Below are 18,182 nucleotides of genomic sequence, written 5' to 3' on the forward strand. Positions count from 1 at the left end.
CCTTCGCATGGCGGCGCGGTGGCCGCCCCGATCCGGGAAGACCAACACTGTGGGTAAAGCGTCGTCGCAGAAACAGTCGCGCCGCGAGATGATCGAGAAGATGCAGCGCGAGCAGGCCCGCTCGGACCGCCGCCGGACGATCCTCATCGTGGTGTGCTCCATCGTGGTCGGCCTGGCCATCATCGCCTACCCGGCGATCAAGCTGATCCAGGATTCCCGGACCAAGGACCAGGCCCTGACCGAATTCGGTGTCGCGTCGACCGCGGCCTCCTGCGACGCCCCCACCAACGACGAGGGCGGCGGCACCCAGGACCACCGGCCCGACGGCGAGAAGATCATGTACGCCGTTTCCCCGCCGTCCTCCGGCCCGCACTACGCGAACTGGGCGCCGTTCGAGAAGAAGTTCTACACGACGGACGACCGTCCCGCGGTGGAGAACCTGGTGCACAACCTCGAGCACGGCTACACGATCCTCTGGTACAAGGACACGCTGCCGAAGGACCAGATCGACCAGATCGAGAAGATCGCCAAGTCGAAGCTGCCCGAGAGCTCGCTCAACAAGTTCATCGCCGCCCCCTTCAAGCAGGACGAAGGCAAGGGCTGGCCGGACGGCAAGAACCTCGCCTTCGCCCACTGGAGCGGCCCCGACTCGGCCCAGAAGTCCTTCGGCCACCGCCAGTTCTGCGGCTCCGTCAGCGGCGAGGCCCTCAAACAGTTCATGGACAAATACCCAGCCACCGACGCCCAGGAACCCAACGGCGGCTGACGCACTCCCCACGCCCAGGAACCGAACGGCGGCAGACCCACTCCCCACGCATCCGAGGGGATGTCCGGCTGTCCTGTCGCGTGTGTGGGTGAACTGTGGGGCCGTGCGACAGGTTCTGGTGGGCTAGCACCTGATATTCCCTGTCCGCGGCACCCGGATGGTGTCTGTTCCCCCGGCAGCCGGCTGACCGCGCGCACGAGTGACCTCAATCCGCCAGAAACGGCAGCTCGACAGTACGTATACATCTACTACCCGCCTGTCTGCACCGCGCGGCAGGCCAGATCACCAAACAGTGGACGTATACGTACTGTCGACCTTGCACAAACCCCCGGTACAACCACCCGAGCCCAACCCCGCCAGCACCCACGCCCAATACCCGAACCCCGCGGCCACACCGACCCACGTTTCCTCGAGTCGTGAATATCGGTCGGCAAACCCAGCCACGATCCACGACTCGACACGACCCCGGACGTTGGGCTTGGGGGTCAGATGTAGTTCGCGTGGTCGGACTGGACTTGGGCTACCAGGTCTTTGACGCGTTCGCCGTCTGAGAGGGGGCAGACCATGGTGACGTCCTGGGTGTGGACGATGATGTGGCTGCGGAGGCCTACGGCCGCGACCAGGTGGTTCGGGTCGTCGGTGACGATGATGTTGTCGTGGGAGTCGAGTAGGCAGCTCAGGGTGACGCTGTCGGTGCGGTTGCCGTTGGGGTCGGCGTCGTACGTGTCGGCCAGCGCGGCCCACGAGCCGACGTCCAGCCAGTGCACGGGCATCGGTACGACGACCACGTCCGCGTCGACCTTGCCTTGGGACGCGGGTTCCATAACCGCGTAGTCGACGCTGATCTTGCGCAGGTTCGGATAGATCTCCGCGAGCGTCGCCTCGCGCGCTGGGGTGTCCCAGACCGAGGCGACCTCACGCAGACGACTGGCCGACTCCGGCAGCAGGGTGTCGAGGACGTTGAGCACCGTGGAGGCCTGCCACACGAACATCCCGGAGTTCCACCAGAACCGCCCGGTGGCCAGGTACTCCTCGGCGGTCGCCCGGTCGGGCTTCTCCCGGAAGCGGTCCACGACGTACGCCGACGTACCCTCGATCGGCGCGCCGCGTTCGATGTACCCGAGACCGGTGTGCGGGTGGGTCGGCTCGATCCCGAACGTCACCAGCGATCGCGGACGCGCCTCGACGACCTCGAACCCGTGCTCGATCGCCGCCCGGAACTCGTCCTCGGGGCTGATCAGGTGGTCCGACCCGACGAACGCGACCACCGCGTCCGGGTCGTTCCGCGCCACCACGGCGGACGCGAGCCCGACGGCGTTCGCGGTGTCCCGGCGGGCCGGTTCACCGATGATGTTGTGCGGGCCGAGTTCCGGCAGTTCCTTGCGCACCACGTCGGTGATCGCACCGACGGTGCAGACGTAGATGTTCTCCGGAGCAACCAGCCCGAGCAGGCGGTTGTACGCCACCCGCAGCAGCGACTGCCCGGCCGCCAGCGGCAGCACCTGCTTCGGCCTGTCGTCTCTGGACATCGGCCACAACCGCGTCCCTGAACCACCCGCCAGGATCACCACGTTTCGCATGAGGAGAGACCCTACCGGTCGTCACCAGGCGACTGCGGAATCCTCAGGTGCTTGAGGTCCGGCGGTACCGGCGTGTCCGAGGGCTGCCAGAACAGTTCGGGCTGTCCGTCGACGCCCGTTGCGGGGGCGTCGGTGAGGCGGAAGCGGTCGCGGAGCCGTCCGTAGAAGTCGGTCGGACGCAGTCGTACCAGCCGCAACCGCTGCGGCGACCCGTACACCCCGATCCAGTCCCCCGGATCGAGTACACCGCGCAGCTGACCGTCGATACTGACCGCGGCCTGTCCGGAGTGCGGCAGCACCCGCAGCGCGATCGGCTCGTCGGGCGCCGCGACCACCGTGCGGTTGAACGTCATGTGCGGTGCGACCGGTGTGAACACGATCGCTTCGGTGTTCGGCGACAGGATCGGTCCACCGGCGGCGAAGCTGTACGCCGTCGACCCGGTCGGTGTCGCGACGATCACCGCGTCGGCGGAGTACGACGCCAGCAGCCGGCCGGACAGGTACACCCCGAGCGCCACCTGATGGTCGCGCGCGAGCTTCTCCACCACGACGTCGTTCAGCGCGGTCACGTCGAGCGCCATCCCCCAGCCGTCACCCTCCGCCATCTCGTGCCGTACCGGCGGCGGAGGCAACGCCGGCCCGTGCCCGTACCGCAGCAAGGACTCGATGCCCTGAGGGATCTCCAACGGCCGCGACGCCCGCATCGTCAGCGTCATCCGTTCCTCGTACGTCGCTCCGCCGTGATGCACCGCTTCGAGCGCCTCCTCGACGTCCTTGCAGGCGACCTCGGTGAGAAAACCGACCTTTCCGAGATCGACCCCGAGGACGGCGGCGTTGTTCTTCGCCGCGATCCGCGCGCCACGCAGGAACGTCCCGTCACCGCCGAGCGTGACCACCAGATCCGGATCCCCGGCGTGGTGCAGCTCCTCGGTCCCGGTACGCCGTTCCTGGTTCGTCCACACGTCGATATCGGTGCACCCGATGCCGTGATCGGTTGCCCACCGACGCACGGTCTCCGCGGTCTGAACCGCCACCGGACGCCCCTGATGCACCACCAGCCCAAGCCGCCTAACCGCCACAACCCCTCCTCCACACGCTCCGCCCCACCGTAACCTCCCCCACCCCACCTCCGCGGGCAACCTTGGGCCCCCACCAACCACTTTGAGCCCGCGAAAACGGTCGGTGGGGGCACAAAGACGTCGCGCGGGGAGCGGGTGGGGCGCGGCGGCGGGGGTTAGCGGGGCGGGGTGGGGCGGGCGGCGGTGATGATGGGGTCGGTTTCGTCGTCGAACTCGCCGATGACCTCTTCCAGGAGGTCTTCCAGGGCGACTACGCCGATCGCGGTGTTGCCGCCGCAGACGACCGCCAGTTGGGCACGCTCGTCGCGCATGGTGCGGATCGCCTTCGCCACCGGGGTGTTGTCGCCGAGTTCGAGGGCCGTTGTCATCAGGTCCGACGCGCGGCTGGTGGTGTCGCCCGCGGTGGTCACGCGGGCCGCGTCGCGGACGTGCACGATGCCGCAGATCCCGGTGGACCCGTCGGTACGGCGGCCGACGACCGCGAGCCGCGAATGCCCTTCGCGGCGGCTGGTCAGCTCCACCTCGCGGGCCGACGCGGACGCCTGGACCGTGGACAGCTCGGCGATCGGCGTCATCACCTGGCCGACGGTGGTGTTCTGCAGCGCGAGCATCGCGGTCAGCAGTTCGTGCTCGGGTTGTTCGAGGGTGCCGTGTTCGCGGGAGGACTCGATCAGCAGCCGCAGCTCGTCCGGGCCGTGCGCGTTGGCGATCTCGTTCTGCGGCGTCACGCCGACCAGCCGGACGCACAGGTTCGCGATCCAGTTGAGGACGCTCAGCAGCGGGCGGACGACGTACGTGAAGCCGCGGAACGGCATCGCCAGCACGAGCGCGGCTCGCTCGGGGTCGCTGATCGCCCAGGATTTCGGCGCCATCTCGCCGAGCAGGACGTGCAGCAGACCGATGCCGGCGACCGCGATGATCAGCGCGATCACATGCCCGACGCCTTCCGGGATGTGCGCCAGTTCGAAGAGCGGATGCAGCAGGTGCGCGACGGCCGGTTCGCTCAGCGAGCCGAGACCCAGCGTGCACAACGTGATCCCGAGCTGGGCGCCCGCGAGCATCAGCGACAGCTCGCTGACGCCGGCGATCGCGGCCCGGGCCGAACGGCTGCCGGACGCCGCCGCCTCCTCGAGCCGGTGCCGCTTGGACGCGACCAACGCGAACTCGGCGGCCACGAAGAACCCGTTCAGCGCCAGCAGTACGGCGGAGATGATGAGCGCGAGCGTCGTACTCATGCCGTCCGCTCCATCACGACGATGCCGGGCACCCGGCGCTCGACGGTCTGCACCGTGAGCCGCACGTACTCCGGCGGAACCGGCCGCCCGTCGTGGTCGATCCGGTGCGGAAGCTCCAGGACGAACGAATCGCCGACGTCCGGGATCCGGCCCAGCCGCGCCATCACCAGCCCGGACACCGTCTCGTAGTCGTCGCTCTCCGGCAGTTGTACGCCGGTCACCTCGGCGACCTCGTCGACGCGCCACCGGGCAGGCACCACCCACGACCCGTCGCCGCCCTGGACCGGCCCGGTCTCCGGCAGGTCGTCCTCGTCGCGGATCTCGCCGACCAGTTCCTCGGCGATGTCCTCCAGCGACACGATGCCCGCGAACCCGCCGTACTCGTCGACGACGATCGCCAGCTGCCGGCGCGCGACCCGGAGCCGCTCGAGGACCGCGGGCAGCGGCAGGGTCGTCGGTACGGCGACCGGCGGCGACGCCAGCGATCCGACCGCGATCGTCGCGCGATCGGCCGGTTCGAGCTCGACGACCTCGCCGATCGCGACCACGCCGATCACCTCGTCGACCGATGCGCCGATCACCGGGAACCTGCTGTGTCCGGTGGCCTGCAGCTCGACCACCCGGGTCAGCGGCTCCTCGCGGTGCACGGTGACCACGTCGACCCGCGGCACCATCGCCTCGCCCGCGGTCCGGCCGCGGAAGTCGAGGCCGCGGTCCAGCAGCCGCATCGTGTCCTGGTCCAGCAGGCCCTGCTCGTACGACGTCTCGATGATCCGGTCGAGCTCCCGCGCGGTCGCGCCCTGCGGAAGTTCCTCGACCGGCTCGATGCCGACGCGGCGCAGGATCCGGTTCGACGCCGAGTCGAACAGGTGGATCAGCGGACCCGCCACCGCCAGGTAGACCAGGGTCGACCGGGACAGCCGCAGCGCGATCGCCTCGGCGCGGGCGATCGCCAGGTTCTTCGGCGCCAGCTCGCCGAGCACCATCTGGATGATCGTTGCCAGCAGCAACGCAAGGATCACCGAGACCGATCTGCTCACGGCGTCCGGTACGTCGGCCGCGCCGAGCAGGCGTTCCAGACCTTCACCGAGGTACGGCTCGGCGAAGTACCCGGCGAGCAGCGCGGTGATGGTGATCCCGACCTGGGCGCCGGACAGCACGAACGAGAGTCGCGCGGTGACTTTCAGCGCTCGCGCGGCGGCAGCGTCACCGTCCGCGGCCAGCGTCTGCAGGCGGCTCCGGTCGACAGCGACGTACGAGAACTCCTGGGCGACGAAGTAGCCGGTGGCAACGGTCAGCACCAGGATCAGGCCCAGGCCGGCCAGGATCAGCATGGGACGACCTTATGAGAACTCCAGCGACTGCAGGACCGCGGGGTCGGTGGCATCGAGACCTTCCTCGGCCGCCTTGGCGAACGCCTGCATCCGGACGACGTCGCCGCGCTCCGCCGTCTCGCCCGCGATCCAGTACGCGACCGTGTGCAGGTCGTCACGACTCACACCGAGCTCGTCGACGAGGTACGGACGGATCGAACGCACGACACCCGCCTCGGCCGCACACCACGCCTGCAGGCGCCCAGCCGGTCGCCGGAACGACCGGACCGCCTGCTCCAGCGAGCTGCCCGGGCCGGTGACGGGCGGTGAGTGGATCCACTGCACATCGCCTTTGACCAACGACCGCTCGGCGGGCGTCTCCGCCTGCAGGAAAACGGTTGACGGTACGTCGAGACTCTCGACGATGCTCGCGATCGCGGGCAACGAGGTGGAGTCACCGATCAGCAGGTGATGGTCGACGTCCCCGGCGTGGAACTCGCGACGCATCCCGAGCAGGACGACGGTGTCGCCCGGGCGGGTGTTCGTCAGCCAGGTGATCGCCGGACCGGCGCCGTGCAGCGCGACGTCGAACGTGAGCCGACGGGTGGCCGGGTCGAAGGTGCGGACCGTGAAGCCGCGGGTCAGTGGCGTCGGGCGGTCCTCCGGCCAGACCGGCGCCCCGGCCGGACTCACCTTCGGCATCCGGACGCTGCCGATGCCGTCCGGCGGGATGACCAGCTTGAACGCGTCGGCCGGGCAGATCGTGCGGTACGCGGCGAGGCCGTCGCCCTGCACGGTCACCCAGCTGAACCGTGAGGTCAGCGGTTCGACCGTCTCGACCCGGACCGGGCAGATCAGCCGGGAGTCGCCGGAACGCGTCAGCCGCCTGATCTCACCGCGTATCGTCGTTCCCCTCACAGAAAGTTAGGTTAACCTAACCAGCACAGCCGGACGAGGGCCTTACCGAGGGGTGGACGGCTTCCAGGTCAGCACCTCGCCGTCGCGGACCAGTTCGCCGTACCGGGCCGGATCGACGGTTCCGGCCAGGATCAGGTCGGCGATCGGTACGACGGCATCGGCCGGCGACTTCGCCTGGCTGAAGTCCTCGAACCACGGGCGGGACGCGCGGGTGTCGACGAGCCCGGGGCAGACCGACGCGACCAGGGTGTTCTCGGCGAGGTCCCGTTCCCGTCGTTCGGCCGCGACCGCGCGCACCGCGGCGACCTGCGCGACCTTCGACGGGAGGTTGATCCACTCCGGCCAGCCCTGCGCCTGCGCCGTACCGTCGTGGACCGCCGTGCGCCACTCCTCCACGACCTTCTCGATGTCCTCCAGCGAGGCTCCGTCGAATCGGTCCCACAGTTGCTGCGGCAACTGCGCCAGCGTCCCGAGCGAGCTGGCCACCACGATCAGCCGACCACCGGGCCGCAGAATCGGCCCGAACGCCCGCAGCATGTGCTGCGCACCCAGGTTCGCCACATCCACGAACTCGTCCACCTGCTCCGCCGGAGCCTTCCCCGGCTCCAGCGGCCCCACGGCGTTGGACACCACGATGTCCACCGCACCCAGCTCCCCCGCCAACCGCCGTACAGCCTCCCCGTCCGTGACGTCCAGCACCCGCCCCTCAACCCGCGCTCTTCCGTTCACCTGAGCGGCTGCGGCGGCCACTCGGGCCGGGTTTCTGCCGGTGAGGAGGATCAGGTCGTCGGGATTCATCCGGTTGGCGAGTTCTGCTACCAGTGCATATCCGATGCCTTGGTTGGCGCCGGTGATCAGTGCGGTTCTCATGTGGCCAACGTAGGTCCGCGGCGGGTATGACTCCAACGAAAGTTGGGCACACGTGGTATGCGTAGACGTCATGGACTTCACCGACGTCTCGTTGGTCGCGCTGCGCGTGTTCCGGGAGGTCGCCGAACGCGGTACGTTCACGGCCGCGGCCGCTGCGCTCGGGTACACGCAGTCGGCCGTCTCCCGCCAGATCGCCACGCTCGAACGCGCCGCGGGCAACCAGCTCCTCGAGCGCCGCCGCGAAGGCGTCGCGCTCACCGACGCAGGACAGGTCGTACTCCGGAACGCTGCCGCCGTCCTCGACCAGATCGATGCGACCGCGCGCGAGCTCGCCGGTCTTCCGGCCGCGGGCGGGACCGTGCGGCTGGGCTGGTTCCCGAGCGCCGGTGCAGTCTTGTTGCCGCGGGCAATCAGTGCGGTACGTCGTACGCACCCGGCGATCACCGTGACGACCCGGGAAGGGTCCACGCCCGCGCTGGTCCGGGCACTCCGGGCCGGGACGATCGATCTCGCGGTGATCGCGGCCGCTCCGCCGTTCCGGCCGCCGGACGCGGAGTCGCCGGCGCTGAAGCTGGAGACGCTCGCGGAGCGGAGCCTGCGGCTGGCGGTACCGACCGGGCATCCGCTCGCGGCGTCCGATTCGGTCGAGGTCGCGGACCTGCGGGGTCAGCGGTGGATCGCCGGTCCGCCGTCGAGCAACGAACTGTTGATGGGCGTCTGGCCGGGGCTGGACGAGCGGCCGGTGATCACGCACACAGTCCGCGACTGGCTCGCCAAACTCCAACTGGTCGCGGCAGGCGCGGGCCTCACCACGATCTCCGCGTCCATGGCGTCGGCGGTACCACCAGGCGTCCGCGTCGTCACCGTCCGAGGCGGCCCCCAGGAACTACGGCGTACGATCCTCGCCCGGCTCCCAGGAAAGCTCCCAGAACCCACAGCCGTACTGGCAGCAGCCCTACGAGCCGCCGCTGCGGAGATCACGCCCACCTGACCCGTCGACCGGCGCCTGGTCCGAGGTTTCGTCGTCGTCGCCGTGGCGGGCTTTGTCGAATTCCTTCATCGCCCGGGCCGCGTTGCGGGTCAGTTCGGGGAGTTTCTTCGCGCCGAACAGGAGGACGACGATGACCAGGATGACGATCCATTCGCCGCCTTCGGGCAGTGCGAGCTGTAGCACCATGCTGCCAACGTACGTCGGTCCGCGGACCGTAGGCTGGGCCATATGTCACGAGTTCTGCCCGAGTTGTTCGCGGCCGCGGTCCGCCGGGACGGCGGCGCCCCGTTCCTCACCTACTACGACGACACGACCGGCGAGCGGATCGAACTCAGCGCGGTCACCACCGCGAACTGGGTCGCGAAGACCGCCAACCTGCTCGTCGACGAGTACGACCTGGAGGCCGGCGAGACCGTCGCGATCGGCCTGCCGCCGCACTGGCTCGGCGTGGTCTGGGCGCTGTCCACCTGGTCGGTCGGCGCGGCGCTGACCAGCGGCACCGGCACCCTCGCGATCACCGGCCCGGACTTCACGCCCCGCGGCGAGCGCGAGACCGTCGCCTCGGCGCTGCTCCCGCTCGGCGGCCGCTTCCGCGAGCCGCTCCCGGACGGCGTCCAGGACTACGGAGCCGAGGTCTACAACCATCCGGACGTGTTCGTCCCGTTCGACCCGCCGACAGCGGCCTCACCGGCGTACGACGACCTCACCCACGAAGACCTGATCGGTACGGCGGAACCGGTCAGCGACCGGATCCTGGTCACCCGGACCCTGGTGGACCGCCACGGACTGGGACTGCTGGTCGGGGTGATCGCCGGAGGTGGTTCGATCGTGCTCTGCAGGAACCTGGACCCGGCCAAGCTGGAGCGCCGGGTCGCGGACGAGAAGGTCGACCGAGTTCTGGAGGGGTAGCGTGCAGCGGTTCCAAGGGAAGGTCGCACTGGTCACGGCGGCGGCGCAGGGCATCGGTGCGGCGGTCGCGCGGCGGCTCGCCGACGAAGGCGCGTCGGTGGTGCTGACCGATCTCCAGGAGGAGAAGGTCACCGAGGTCGCGAAGGAGATCGGCTCGAACGCGATCGGGCTCAAGGCCGACGTGACGAGCCGGGACGATGTCGACGCGGCGGTCGCGGCCGCGGTCGAGCGGTTCGGCCGTCTGGACGTCGTGGTGAACAACGCCGGCGGGTGCATCGTGCGGTCCGTACCCGAGGACGCCACGGCCGAGGAGTGGCACGCGCAGCTCGACCTCACACTGGTCGGCGCCGCGCGCTGTATCCAGGCGGCTTTGCCCCAGCTGGTGCAGAACCGCGGCAACGTGGTCACGATCAGCTCGGTGAACGGGATCGCCGCCTTCGGCAACATCGAGTACTCCGCCGCCAAGGCCGGGCAGGTCGCGATGACGGTCAATTACGCCGCCCGGTACGGCAACCTCGGCGTCCGGTTCAATGTGGTTGCCCCCGGCACCATTCGGACGCCGAACTGGGACAATCAGCCGGACACGCTGGAGAAGTTCGGCACGATGTACCCGCTCGGCCGGGTCGGCGAGCCCGAGGACATCGCCGCCGCCGTCGCCTTCCTCGCCTCCGACGACGCCTCCTGGATCACCGGCCACACTCTCCCGGTCGAAGGCGGCGTCCTCACCGGCCCCGGCGTCCTCGACCTGACCACCTCGGGCCCCTTCAAGAAGGAGTATCCAGCGCCCTGATGCGGTGCAGTCCGTGGAGGGCTTGGGTCTGTTCGAGTTTGTTGCCGAAGGCACCCCAGTCCGCGGCGGCGCGGGTGAAGCCGGCGGCCGCGGTCTCGGTGTCGCCGCGGTGTTCGGCGAGCAGCGCCTGAGCCGTAGTCGCCGCGTACTCGCGCATCGGCAGCACCGGCTCCACGGAGTCCGCGAGGACAGCCGCGGCCTCGACGTGGCCGACAGCGAGCGCCGCGCGCACCAGGGACGGCAGGCGGACGTCGAATTCGATGCTGCCGTGCAGATCGGCCAGCGAGGCGAGCAACTGCAGGATCTCCAGGACACCGTCCCGGTCACCGTCGTGCGCACGCGTCGTCGCCGCGGGCGCGGCCGCCACGGCAATCATGTCCGGCCAGCCCGCCTCGACCGCCAGCCGGTACGCCTCCTCGGCGTGATCACGAGCGCCCGGAAGACCCGCCTCGGCCTCCGCCACCGCCAGCGCGCCGAGGACCTCGATGCGCCGCAGCAGGGTGAACGCCGGTGACGGGTGCTCGAGCTGCGACCGGCACGCCGCGATCACCTCGGCCGACCGGCCGGTCTCGATCATCAACTGCAGGACGGTGCAGCCGATCTGCTCCTCCATCTCGGCCAGCCGGCGCCGGGCGGAGAACTCGCGAGCCGCTTCCAGCTCGCCCAAGGCAACCACCGGGCCCTCGATCTGCCACAGCACCCAGCCGTAGTTCAGCCACGTCACCGCCGCATCGCGCCCCCGGCCGCCCTCGAGCAGCGCAGTGAGCGCCTCCTTCACGTCGACGAGCCCACCGGTGTCACCCAGACCGACCCGGGCGAGCCCCCGCGACTCCAGGGCCCGGTGCGGCACCTCGTACCCCTGCTCGGTCGCGATCCGCAGAGCACGGTTCGCCGAGTCGATCGCATCCTGGTAGCGGCTCGCGACCACCCGGATGCTCGCCTGGCCGGACAGCAACAGCACCAGGTCCTCGCTCGGCCCGAGCTCCTCGAGCATCCCGACCGCCCGGTCGACCGTGGCGAGGCTCTCCTCCATGCTGCTCAGCGAGTACGTCGAGGCTCGCAACGCCAGCGCGACGCCGCGGGTGTCCCCGATCGCCTCGAATCCGGCGATCGCCTCGCCGTACGCCGCCTGGGCGTCGTCGAGGCGGCCCGCCTGGAAAGCCGCCCAGCCCCAGCGCAGCAGGACCGTGGGTCGTTCGGGGTCGCCGGCCGGGCTCAGGGCGAGCGCACGGTCGAGCAGGGCGAGCGCCTCGTTGGTGTCGAGGTTCATCGCCAGTTCCGCGGCCATCAGTTGGTACCGGCGGGCTCGCGGCGCGATCTGCGCCGCCGCGTCGGTGTCGCCCCGTGCAGCGGCCAGGTCGAGCGCGGTGGTCAGGTGGTACGCGATCAGGTTCGGGGTTTCCGCCTGACAGGCGGCACAGCGCAGCTCGAGCCACGCGGCGGCGGCGAGGTGCCGTGCCGACCGGACCGCGCGCGGCACCTGGCTGTAGGCGACGTCGCGGGTCAGTGCGTGCCAGAAGGCGTACTCGCGCTGGCCCAGCATCGACGATCGCCGAACCGGCCGCACCAGCTCCTTGCGGGCCAGCTCTTGCAGTGCCTGGAGCACCTCGCCCGGATCACGATCGGACAGCGCCGCGACGGCTTCGGCCCAGAACACCGGACCGATCACGGCGGCATCCGCGAGCAAGGCCTTGCGGTCCGGCTCCAGCGTGTCCAGCCGAGCCGCGATCAGCGCCGCGATGCCCACCGGCAAGTCGTCCGAGCCGGCCTGCTCCGGGCCGCAGTCGGTCACCACCCGGGCGAGTTCCTCGGCGTACAAGGGGTTGCCGTCGGCTCGGCGTACCAGCTGACGACGCGTCTCGTCCGGGACTTCCTGACCGGCGAACATCCCGGTCAGGAGTTGCTCGGTCTCGTCCGCGGTGAGCGGCGAGAGGCCGACGGTGAGAGCGTTCTGCACGCCACGGGTCCACTGCGGTCCGCGTTCGAGCAGCTCGGGACGGGCGGTGACGACGACCACCAGCGGCAGGCCGGTCAGCCATTCGGCCAGGTGATCGACGAAGGCGAGCATCGCGTCCGTCGCCCAGTGCAGATCCTCGAACACCAGAACCACCGGCGACTGCTCCGCGAACGACTCCAGCAGTTGCCGCCACGCCGCGAACGACTCCTCCTGGGCCGCGGATCCCGGCTGCGCGGACTGGTCGGCGCCGACCAGCGGCCCGACCCGCGCCCGCAGCCAGGCACGGTCCGCGCCGTCGGGCACGATCGCGTCCAGCTTGGCGACGGCCTGCGCCGGCGGGTCGGTGTCCAGGATCCCGGCCTGGATCTTGAAGATCTCGGCGATCGGCCCGAACGGCGTCTCGCCGTACGGCAGCGACCGGCCTTCGCGCCAGGTGACGAGTTCGTCGTGCTGATCCAGCCAGGCGCCGAACTCCGCGACCAGGCGGGACTTGCCGATCCCCGGCTCGCCGAGCAACGTGACGAACTGCGGCACCAGCTCCGCGATGGCCTTCTCGAACGCCGTGCACAGCAAGGTCAGATCGCGTTGCCGGCCGACCATCGGCGTACTGAGATCGCGGATCACGTCGGTGCCGAAACGTGCTCGCGGCGAGCCGGCCTGCCAGCGTTCGACCGGGCGGCTGATGCCCTTGGCCGCAACGGGTTCCAGCGCGTCGTACCCGAAGACGCGACTCGTCGCCTCGTGGGTGCCGCGACCGACGACGATCGCCCCGATCGGCGCGGAGGACTGCAGGCGGGCGGCGAGGTTGACCACCATGCCGGTGACGAACGGCTCGCCGAGCTCGGGTCGCGCGGTCAGCTCAACCAGCGCCTCGCCGGTCTCGATACCGATCCGGACCTCCAGCGGCCCGTCCGGCAGCGTCCGCACCGCCTCGAGGATCGCCAGGCCGGCCCGGACCGCCCGTTCGGCGTCGTCCTCCCGGGACCGCGGTGCGCCGAAGACGGCCAGGATGGCGTCCCCGGCGAACTTCTCCACGGTCCCGCCGTACCGCTCGACCGTCTGCCGCAGGGCCGAGTGGTACGGCGCCAGCCAGCGCCGGACGTCCTCGGGGTCGGCGACCTCGGACGCGGTGGTGAACCCGACGAGGTCGCAGAACAGCACCGTGACGACCTTGCGTTCCTCGGTCATGGGGCCCCCAGGCGGCTGCCGGATCGGTTCAGCTCCCGGACTCGAGGCTGCGGATCCGGGCGGTCAGGGCCTTGAGCAGCGACTGGGCGACGTCCGGGTTCGCCCGCACGACCGGCTCGAACGCCAGCGCGGACAGCGCGAACGTGCTCAGCCCGTCCGGCCCGGCCACCACGGTCGCGGAGCGCGGCAGGCCGTCGATCAGCGAGACCTCGCCGAAGTAGTCACCGACTTCCAGCGGCTCACGCTCGACGCCGTTGACCGACACCACGGCCGAGCCCGCCAGCACCACCTGCAGGCCCGCGTCGTGGGCGCCCTGCTCGACCACATGACTACCGGCCGGAACCTTCAGCGTGGTGCCACGCTCGATCAGCTCGGACAGTGTCTCCTTCGGCAGTCCTTCGAAGAGGTCGATCTTCGCCAGGAACTGCGGCAGGCTCTCGTAACTCATGGATCGCACCCCTCGATCGGCGCCCGTTGTCCGGGCCGCAACTGTGAACTGCGCCACAGGGTACAACCGCCGGGGGATCGTCACCACTCAGCTTTTCGGCCAGGCCTCCCACGCGGTCGCGAACATGTCGTCGACCGTGAAGGTGTTCTGCCAGGCGAGGTCGCGGGCGGCCAGGTCGCCGTTGGCAACGACGCGGGACGGGTCACCGGGGCGGCGCGGGCCCTCGGTCGGGGTGAAGTCGATGCCGGTGACCCGGCGGGCGGCGTCCATGATCTCGCGGACCGACGTACCGGTCCCGCTGCCCAGGTTGTAGACGGGTTCGAGGGTCTTGCCGGACTCGAGGGCCCGGGCGGCCGCGACGTGGGCGCGGGCCAGGTCGGCGACGTGCACGTAGTCCTTGACCGACGTGCCGTCCGGGGTCGGGTGGTCGGTGCCGTAGATCTGCGGCACCTTGCCCTTGGTGAGCAGGTCGCAGACGATCGGGAACAGGTTGTACGGCGAGGCGTCGTACACCGTCGGGTCACCGGATCCCACGACGTTGAAGTAGCGCAGCGAGGTGTGCTGCAGGTCCGTCGCGGCGGCCTGGTCGCGGAGCAGCCACTCTCCGATCAGCTTCGACTCGCCGTACGGCGACTGCGGGTCCGGCGCGGTGTCCTCGGTCACCACCTCGTCCTTCGGGGTTCCGTACACGCCGGCGCTGGACGAGAACACGATGTTGCGCACCGAGGTCTCCGCCATCGCTTCGAGCAGCGACACCATCGCGGTCACGTTCTGCGTGTACGTGTGCAGCGGGCGCTGCACGGACACCCCGGCGTACTTGAAGCCCGCGAGATGGACGACGCCGTCGACACCCTCCAGCGCCCGGCGGACCGCCGTACCGTCGAGCAGGTTCGCCTGCACGAACGGCACGCCGTCCGGGACGAACTCCGCCTTCCCGCTCGACAGGTCGTCGATCACGACCACGTCGATCCCGTCGTTGCGGAAGGCGCGCACCACATGCGCCCCGATGTATCCGGCACCACCAGTCACGAGCCACGTCATGTCTCAGATCCTGCCACCGGAATCCGACCGGGACCCCGGAAACGGGCCGAACCTGTACCAACTAGCAGACAGTTGCCAGCCAGAAGTAAGTCAGCTCGGTCCACTCCACCTCGGCGGGCGCCACATCGGCCGCGAACTGCTCGCGGCTCGGGAAGTTCTTCAGCACCTCGAACGTCCGCCCGTCCGACAACTGGCGCGTCTGGTACGTGTCGCCGTCGTCCGTGATCCGGGTGATCGGATAGTTGCTGCCCTCCACGTACCGGTTGTCCGCGAGGATCACCACACCACCCGGCTCGACCCGGTCCCGCAGGCCCTCGACGAACCGCCGTCCGTCGGACCGCGGCACGTGCGACCAGAAGAAGCCGGCGAAGATCACATCGAAGCACCCCGGGACCACGCCCAGGTCGTACGCGTCCGCGGTTTCGAAATGTACGTCGGCCGGACCGTAGGACCGCGTCCGCGCGACGGCGAGCGTCTCGTCGTTCAGGTCCGTCGCGACGATCGACTCCGCGGTGGTCGCCAACGCCTTCGTCCAGTAACCGGTGCCAGCGGCAACTTCCAGCACCGAGCGACCCGCGACGAGCGGTGGCAGGAGGGCCCGCAGGCGAGCGAGGTCCTCCTGCCGTTCAGGCTTCTCGTACACCACGTCGTACTCACCGGCACGCTCGCGGTAGTAGTCGGCGAGCTCGTTCATCTGCGCAACCTCCAGGTTCGCGGAGGTCCGAGCGACCCAGACATCAGAACCTAGCAGCTATCCAGCGAGGTCCGGGGGTGTGTACTCCCGGATCGGGCACCGCACCAGCGCGTCGGCACGAGACCGAGCGCTGCGCCCACGACGAAGGGTGCTTTGGGGAGCTCTACCCTCCCGAAATTGGCTGTAACGCTCCCCGGTCCCGTCCACGGACCGTGCTGGTCGGGAGCTGCGGGCTCTGTCAGTTGGGCCGCGATCGCATCAGGATTGACTTACGACGCGAAGTTGCGACGCAGGACACTAGCTCCGCGTGACCGCACGGACTTTTGGCGTGAGGACGAACGCTCCGACGTACAGCAGCGCGGCGATGATCAGCAGGCCGTGGAAGCCGATGATCAGCGCGGCGTACTCGAGACAGCCGCCGAGCATCGCGCCGAGCAGGTTCGCGCCGAACGACGCCGTACCGTCGGCGGTGTCGGTGAACCGTTTCGCGAAGATCACGTTCGCCGCGAAGATCGGCAGGAACGCGATCAGCACCGCGACCAGCGCCCGCAACCCGACCGGCATCGACAGCAGCCAACTGTCCGGGAACACCCACGACAACGCGAGCCCGCCGAACAGAATGGCGAACATCGCCTTGATCGGTGGTGTCTTGAACCGTCTCGTCACTTCGACCGCCGCGAGCACCGCCACCAGCACGCCGGCGAACACGATCGCGTTCACGACCCACGTCGTACCGAACAGCAACGCGAACCCGGTGATGCTCTTCGTCTCCAGCAACATGAACCCGGCCCCGAGCAGGAACAGGTCCGCGTACGGGCGCATCCGCCGGTACGACGACCCGCCGCCGGCGATCCCGACGCCGACGAGACCGGCGACCAGGATCAGCCCGAGCGTGACCAGGTAGAGCGACGGGATCCGGTCCGTGAACAGGTACAGGAACGGGCGGTTGTCCGTGGCCGGCGGCGGCGTCTCCGCGGTCGCACCGGCCCACTCGGCGGAACAGTTCTGGTCCTGCTCGGTGAGTCCGACCGTCACGACCGCCTGCTGCAGGCCGTCGCCGATCTTGTCCACACACGGCTTGTGCCCGAACGCGTGCTGCGCGGTCGACGCGAGCCGGTCGATCAGCCAGGTCTCGCGATAGTAGTTGTACATCGCGAACGCGCCACCCGGGTTCAGGTGGTCGCGCGCCGACTCGAACGCCTGCTGCGTGAACAGGTAGCTCTCCAGCCGCAGCGAGCTCGCGCCGTTGACCAGCGTCAGCGAGTCCGGCAGCGCCAGCAGGATCAGGTCGTACTTCTTGTCGGTCCGGGACAGGAACGCCCGCCCGTCGTCGATGTGCGAGCTCACCCGCGGGTCCTGGTACGGCCGGTCCGGGTGCAGCGCCTTGCCGAGGTCCCGGATCCGCGGGTCGATCTCGACCGCGTCGACGTGCTGCGCGCCCTTCTTCAGCGCGATCGCCACGTCCGAACCCGATCCGGCGCCGATGATCAGCACGTTCTTCGGCTGCTTACCCGCGTTCGCGCGCTCGTACGGCAGGCCGTACTGCGGCTCCCACTGCAGCCGCGCGTCGGCCGGGATCGCCTGCTGGTGCGGTACGCCGTTCACCGTGATCGTCAGCAGCGGCACACCCTCCCAGGTGTACTGCTTCGTCTGCACCTTGTAGTACGGCGACCAGCTGTTGTCGGACTTGGTCGACTCCTTGAACAGCACCCCGAGCATCACGAGCAGCGGCGCGAGCACCATCGCGGCGCTCAGCGCGGTCGCGACCGCCTTTCGGCCGGCTCCGGAGGCCCGCGGGATCATCAGCACCGCGAACACCACCGTGACGATGAGCCCCCACCAGATCGGCGGTGCGCCCAGGAACGACAGCGCGGTGAACGTGATGATCCCGATCAGCGATCCGACCAGGTCGAACCGGTACGCCGTCAGTCGCGGAAGCTCCGCGAAACAACGTCCGACGAGCTCGGCGGGCCCGGCCAGCACCACGGCGGCCGCGACGAAGACGATCGGCAGGATCACCCAGACGGGCGGGCCCGTGGTGTTCAGGCTGGTGAAGTAGATGACGCTCGACGAGCTGCCGCGGTCGACCGTGACGGGTTTCCACGCGATCACCAGGACCAGCAGGCCGAGCATGATCGGCGAGTAGTACGGCAGCCGTTTCGCCCGGCCGGAGCGCAGGACGCCGATCCCGATCCCGAGGAACGAGCCCAGCAGCACGAAGTTCGAGAAGTAACTGAGATGCACGACGTTGGAACCGGTCCAGCGGATCAGCGCGAGCTCGACGAACAGCATCAGCGCGCTGGACGCGACCAACCGCGTCCGAACCCCGAACGGGCTCGGCCAACCGGTCGTGACGACGGGATCAGTAGCGGAGTCGACTGCCATGCGGGGCGACGTTACCGG

16 protein-coding genes are annotated in these 18,182 nt (G+C 69.6%); 4 read left to right on the top strand and 12 right to left on the bottom strand.

Features of this window, described 5'->3' with window-relative positions; translation table 11 throughout:
• Positions 1–7 precede the first annotated feature (7 nt).
• A complete protein-coding gene (locus E0H50_RS13085; RefSeq protein WP_238150938.1) occupies positions 8–766 on the top strand; it encodes a DUF3105 domain-containing protein in 759 nt (252 codons plus the stop codon).
• A gap of 485 nt (positions 767–1,251) precedes the next feature.
• On the opposite strand, the gene E0H50_RS13090 is transcribed toward E0H50_RS13085, so the two are convergent.
• The 6 genes from E0H50_RS13090 to E0H50_RS13115 form a co-directional block, all read right to left on the bottom strand.
• Positions 1,252–2,346: a mannose-1-phosphate guanylyltransferase gene (locus E0H50_RS13090; protein WP_131287524.1), complete on the bottom strand. Its 1,095-nt coding sequence runs from the start codon at positions 2,344–2,346 to the stop codon at positions 1,252–1,254.
• A gap of 11 nt (positions 2,347–2,357) precedes the next feature.
• Positions 2,358–3,473 (bottom strand): NAD(+)/NADH kinase, encoded by a 1,116-nt coding sequence (locus E0H50_RS13095; RefSeq protein ID WP_337590373.1) that lies wholly within the window; start codon positions 3,471–3,473, stop codon positions 2,358–2,360.
• A gap of 107 nt (positions 3,474–3,580) precedes the next feature.
• Positions 3,581–4,660: a hemolysin family protein gene (locus E0H50_RS13100; RefSeq protein ID WP_131287530.1), complete on the bottom strand. Its 1,080-nt coding sequence runs from the start codon at positions 4,658–4,660 to the stop codon at positions 3,581–3,583.
• Positions 4,657–5,994, bottom strand: coding sequence for a hemolysin family protein (locus E0H50_RS13105; protein ID WP_131287533.1), 1,338 nt, complete (start codon positions 5,992–5,994; stop codon positions 4,657–4,659). Before E0H50_RS13105 ends, E0H50_RS13100 begins: the two co-directional genes overlap by 4 nt.
• A gap of 9 nt (positions 5,995–6,003) precedes the next feature.
• Entirely contained in the window at positions 6,004–6,891 is an 888-nt protein-coding gene (locus E0H50_RS13110; RefSeq protein WP_131287536.1) for a siderophore-interacting protein, read from the bottom strand.
• Between the two features lie 42 nt (positions 6,892–6,933).
• Positions 6,934–7,761, bottom strand: coding sequence for an SDR family NAD(P)-dependent oxidoreductase (locus tag E0H50_RS13115; RefSeq protein WP_131287539.1), 828 nt, complete (start codon positions 7,759–7,761; stop codon positions 6,934–6,936).
• Between the two features lie 70 nt (positions 7,762–7,831).
• Between E0H50_RS13115 and E0H50_RS13120 the strand changes: the two genes are divergently transcribed.
• Positions 7,832–8,752 (top strand): LysR family transcriptional regulator, encoded by a 921-nt coding sequence (locus tag E0H50_RS13120; RefSeq protein ID WP_131287542.1) that lies wholly within the window; start codon positions 7,832–7,834, stop codon positions 8,750–8,752.
• Here E0H50_RS13120 and E0H50_RS13125 read toward each other — a convergent pair.
• Positions 8,717–8,938, bottom strand: coding sequence for a twin-arginine translocase TatA/TatE family subunit (locus E0H50_RS13125; RefSeq protein ID WP_131287545.1), 222 nt, complete (start codon positions 8,936–8,938; stop codon positions 8,717–8,719). The genes E0H50_RS13120 and E0H50_RS13125 overlap by 36 nt on opposite strands.
• 42 nt (positions 8,939–8,980) lie before the next feature.
• Here E0H50_RS13125 and E0H50_RS13130 point away from each other — a divergent pair, with 42 nt between their 5' ends.
• Both E0H50_RS13130 and E0H50_RS13135 read left to right on the top strand, forming a co-directional pair.
• Positions 8,981–9,661, top strand: a complete 681-nt coding sequence (locus tag E0H50_RS13130; RefSeq protein ID WP_131287548.1) for a TIGR03089 family protein — start codon at positions 8,981–8,983, stop codon at positions 9,659–9,661.
• A gap of 1 nt (position 9,662) precedes the next feature.
• Complete coding sequence (locus tag E0H50_RS13135; RefSeq protein WP_131287550.1) at positions 9,663–10,451, top strand: SDR family NAD(P)-dependent oxidoreductase; 789 nt, start codon at positions 9,663–9,665, stop codon at positions 10,449–10,451.
• On the opposite strand, the gene E0H50_RS13140 is transcribed toward E0H50_RS13135, so the two are convergent.
• From E0H50_RS13140 to E0H50_RS13160, 5 genes are all read right to left on the bottom strand, one after another.
• A complete protein-coding gene (locus tag E0H50_RS13140) occupies positions 10,426–13,596 on the bottom strand; it encodes an AAA family ATPase (protein ID WP_131287553.1) in 3,171 nt (1,056 codons plus the stop codon). The two genes, E0H50_RS13135 and E0H50_RS13140, sit on opposite strands and share 26 nt — an antisense overlap.
• Positions 13,597–13,624: 28 nt before the next feature.
• A complete protein-coding gene (locus E0H50_RS13145; RefSeq protein WP_131287556.1) occupies positions 13,625–14,044 on the bottom strand; it encodes a cyclic nucleotide-binding domain-containing protein in 420 nt (139 codons plus the stop codon).
• 87 nt (positions 14,045–14,131) lie between these two features.
• A complete protein-coding gene (gene galE, locus E0H50_RS13150; RefSeq protein WP_131287559.1) occupies positions 14,132–15,085 on the bottom strand; it encodes a UDP-glucose 4-epimerase GalE in 954 nt (317 codons plus the stop codon).
• 61 nt (positions 15,086–15,146) lie between these two features.
• Positions 15,147–15,779, bottom strand: coding sequence for a class I SAM-dependent methyltransferase (locus tag E0H50_RS13155; RefSeq protein WP_131287562.1), 633 nt, complete (start codon positions 15,777–15,779; stop codon positions 15,147–15,149).
• A gap of 297 nt (positions 15,780–16,076) precedes the next feature.
• Complete coding sequence (locus tag E0H50_RS13160) at positions 16,077–18,164, bottom strand: spermine/spermidine synthase domain-containing protein (protein ID WP_131287565.1); 2,088 nt, start codon at positions 18,162–18,164, stop codon at positions 16,077–16,079.
• Between the last annotated feature and the right edge of the window lie 18 nt (positions 18,165–18,182).

This window comes from Kribbella sindirgiensis (genome assembly GCF_004331435.1).
Lineage (GTDB): Bacteria > Actinomycetota > Actinomycetes > Propionibacteriales > Kribbellaceae > Kribbella > Kribbella sindirgiensis.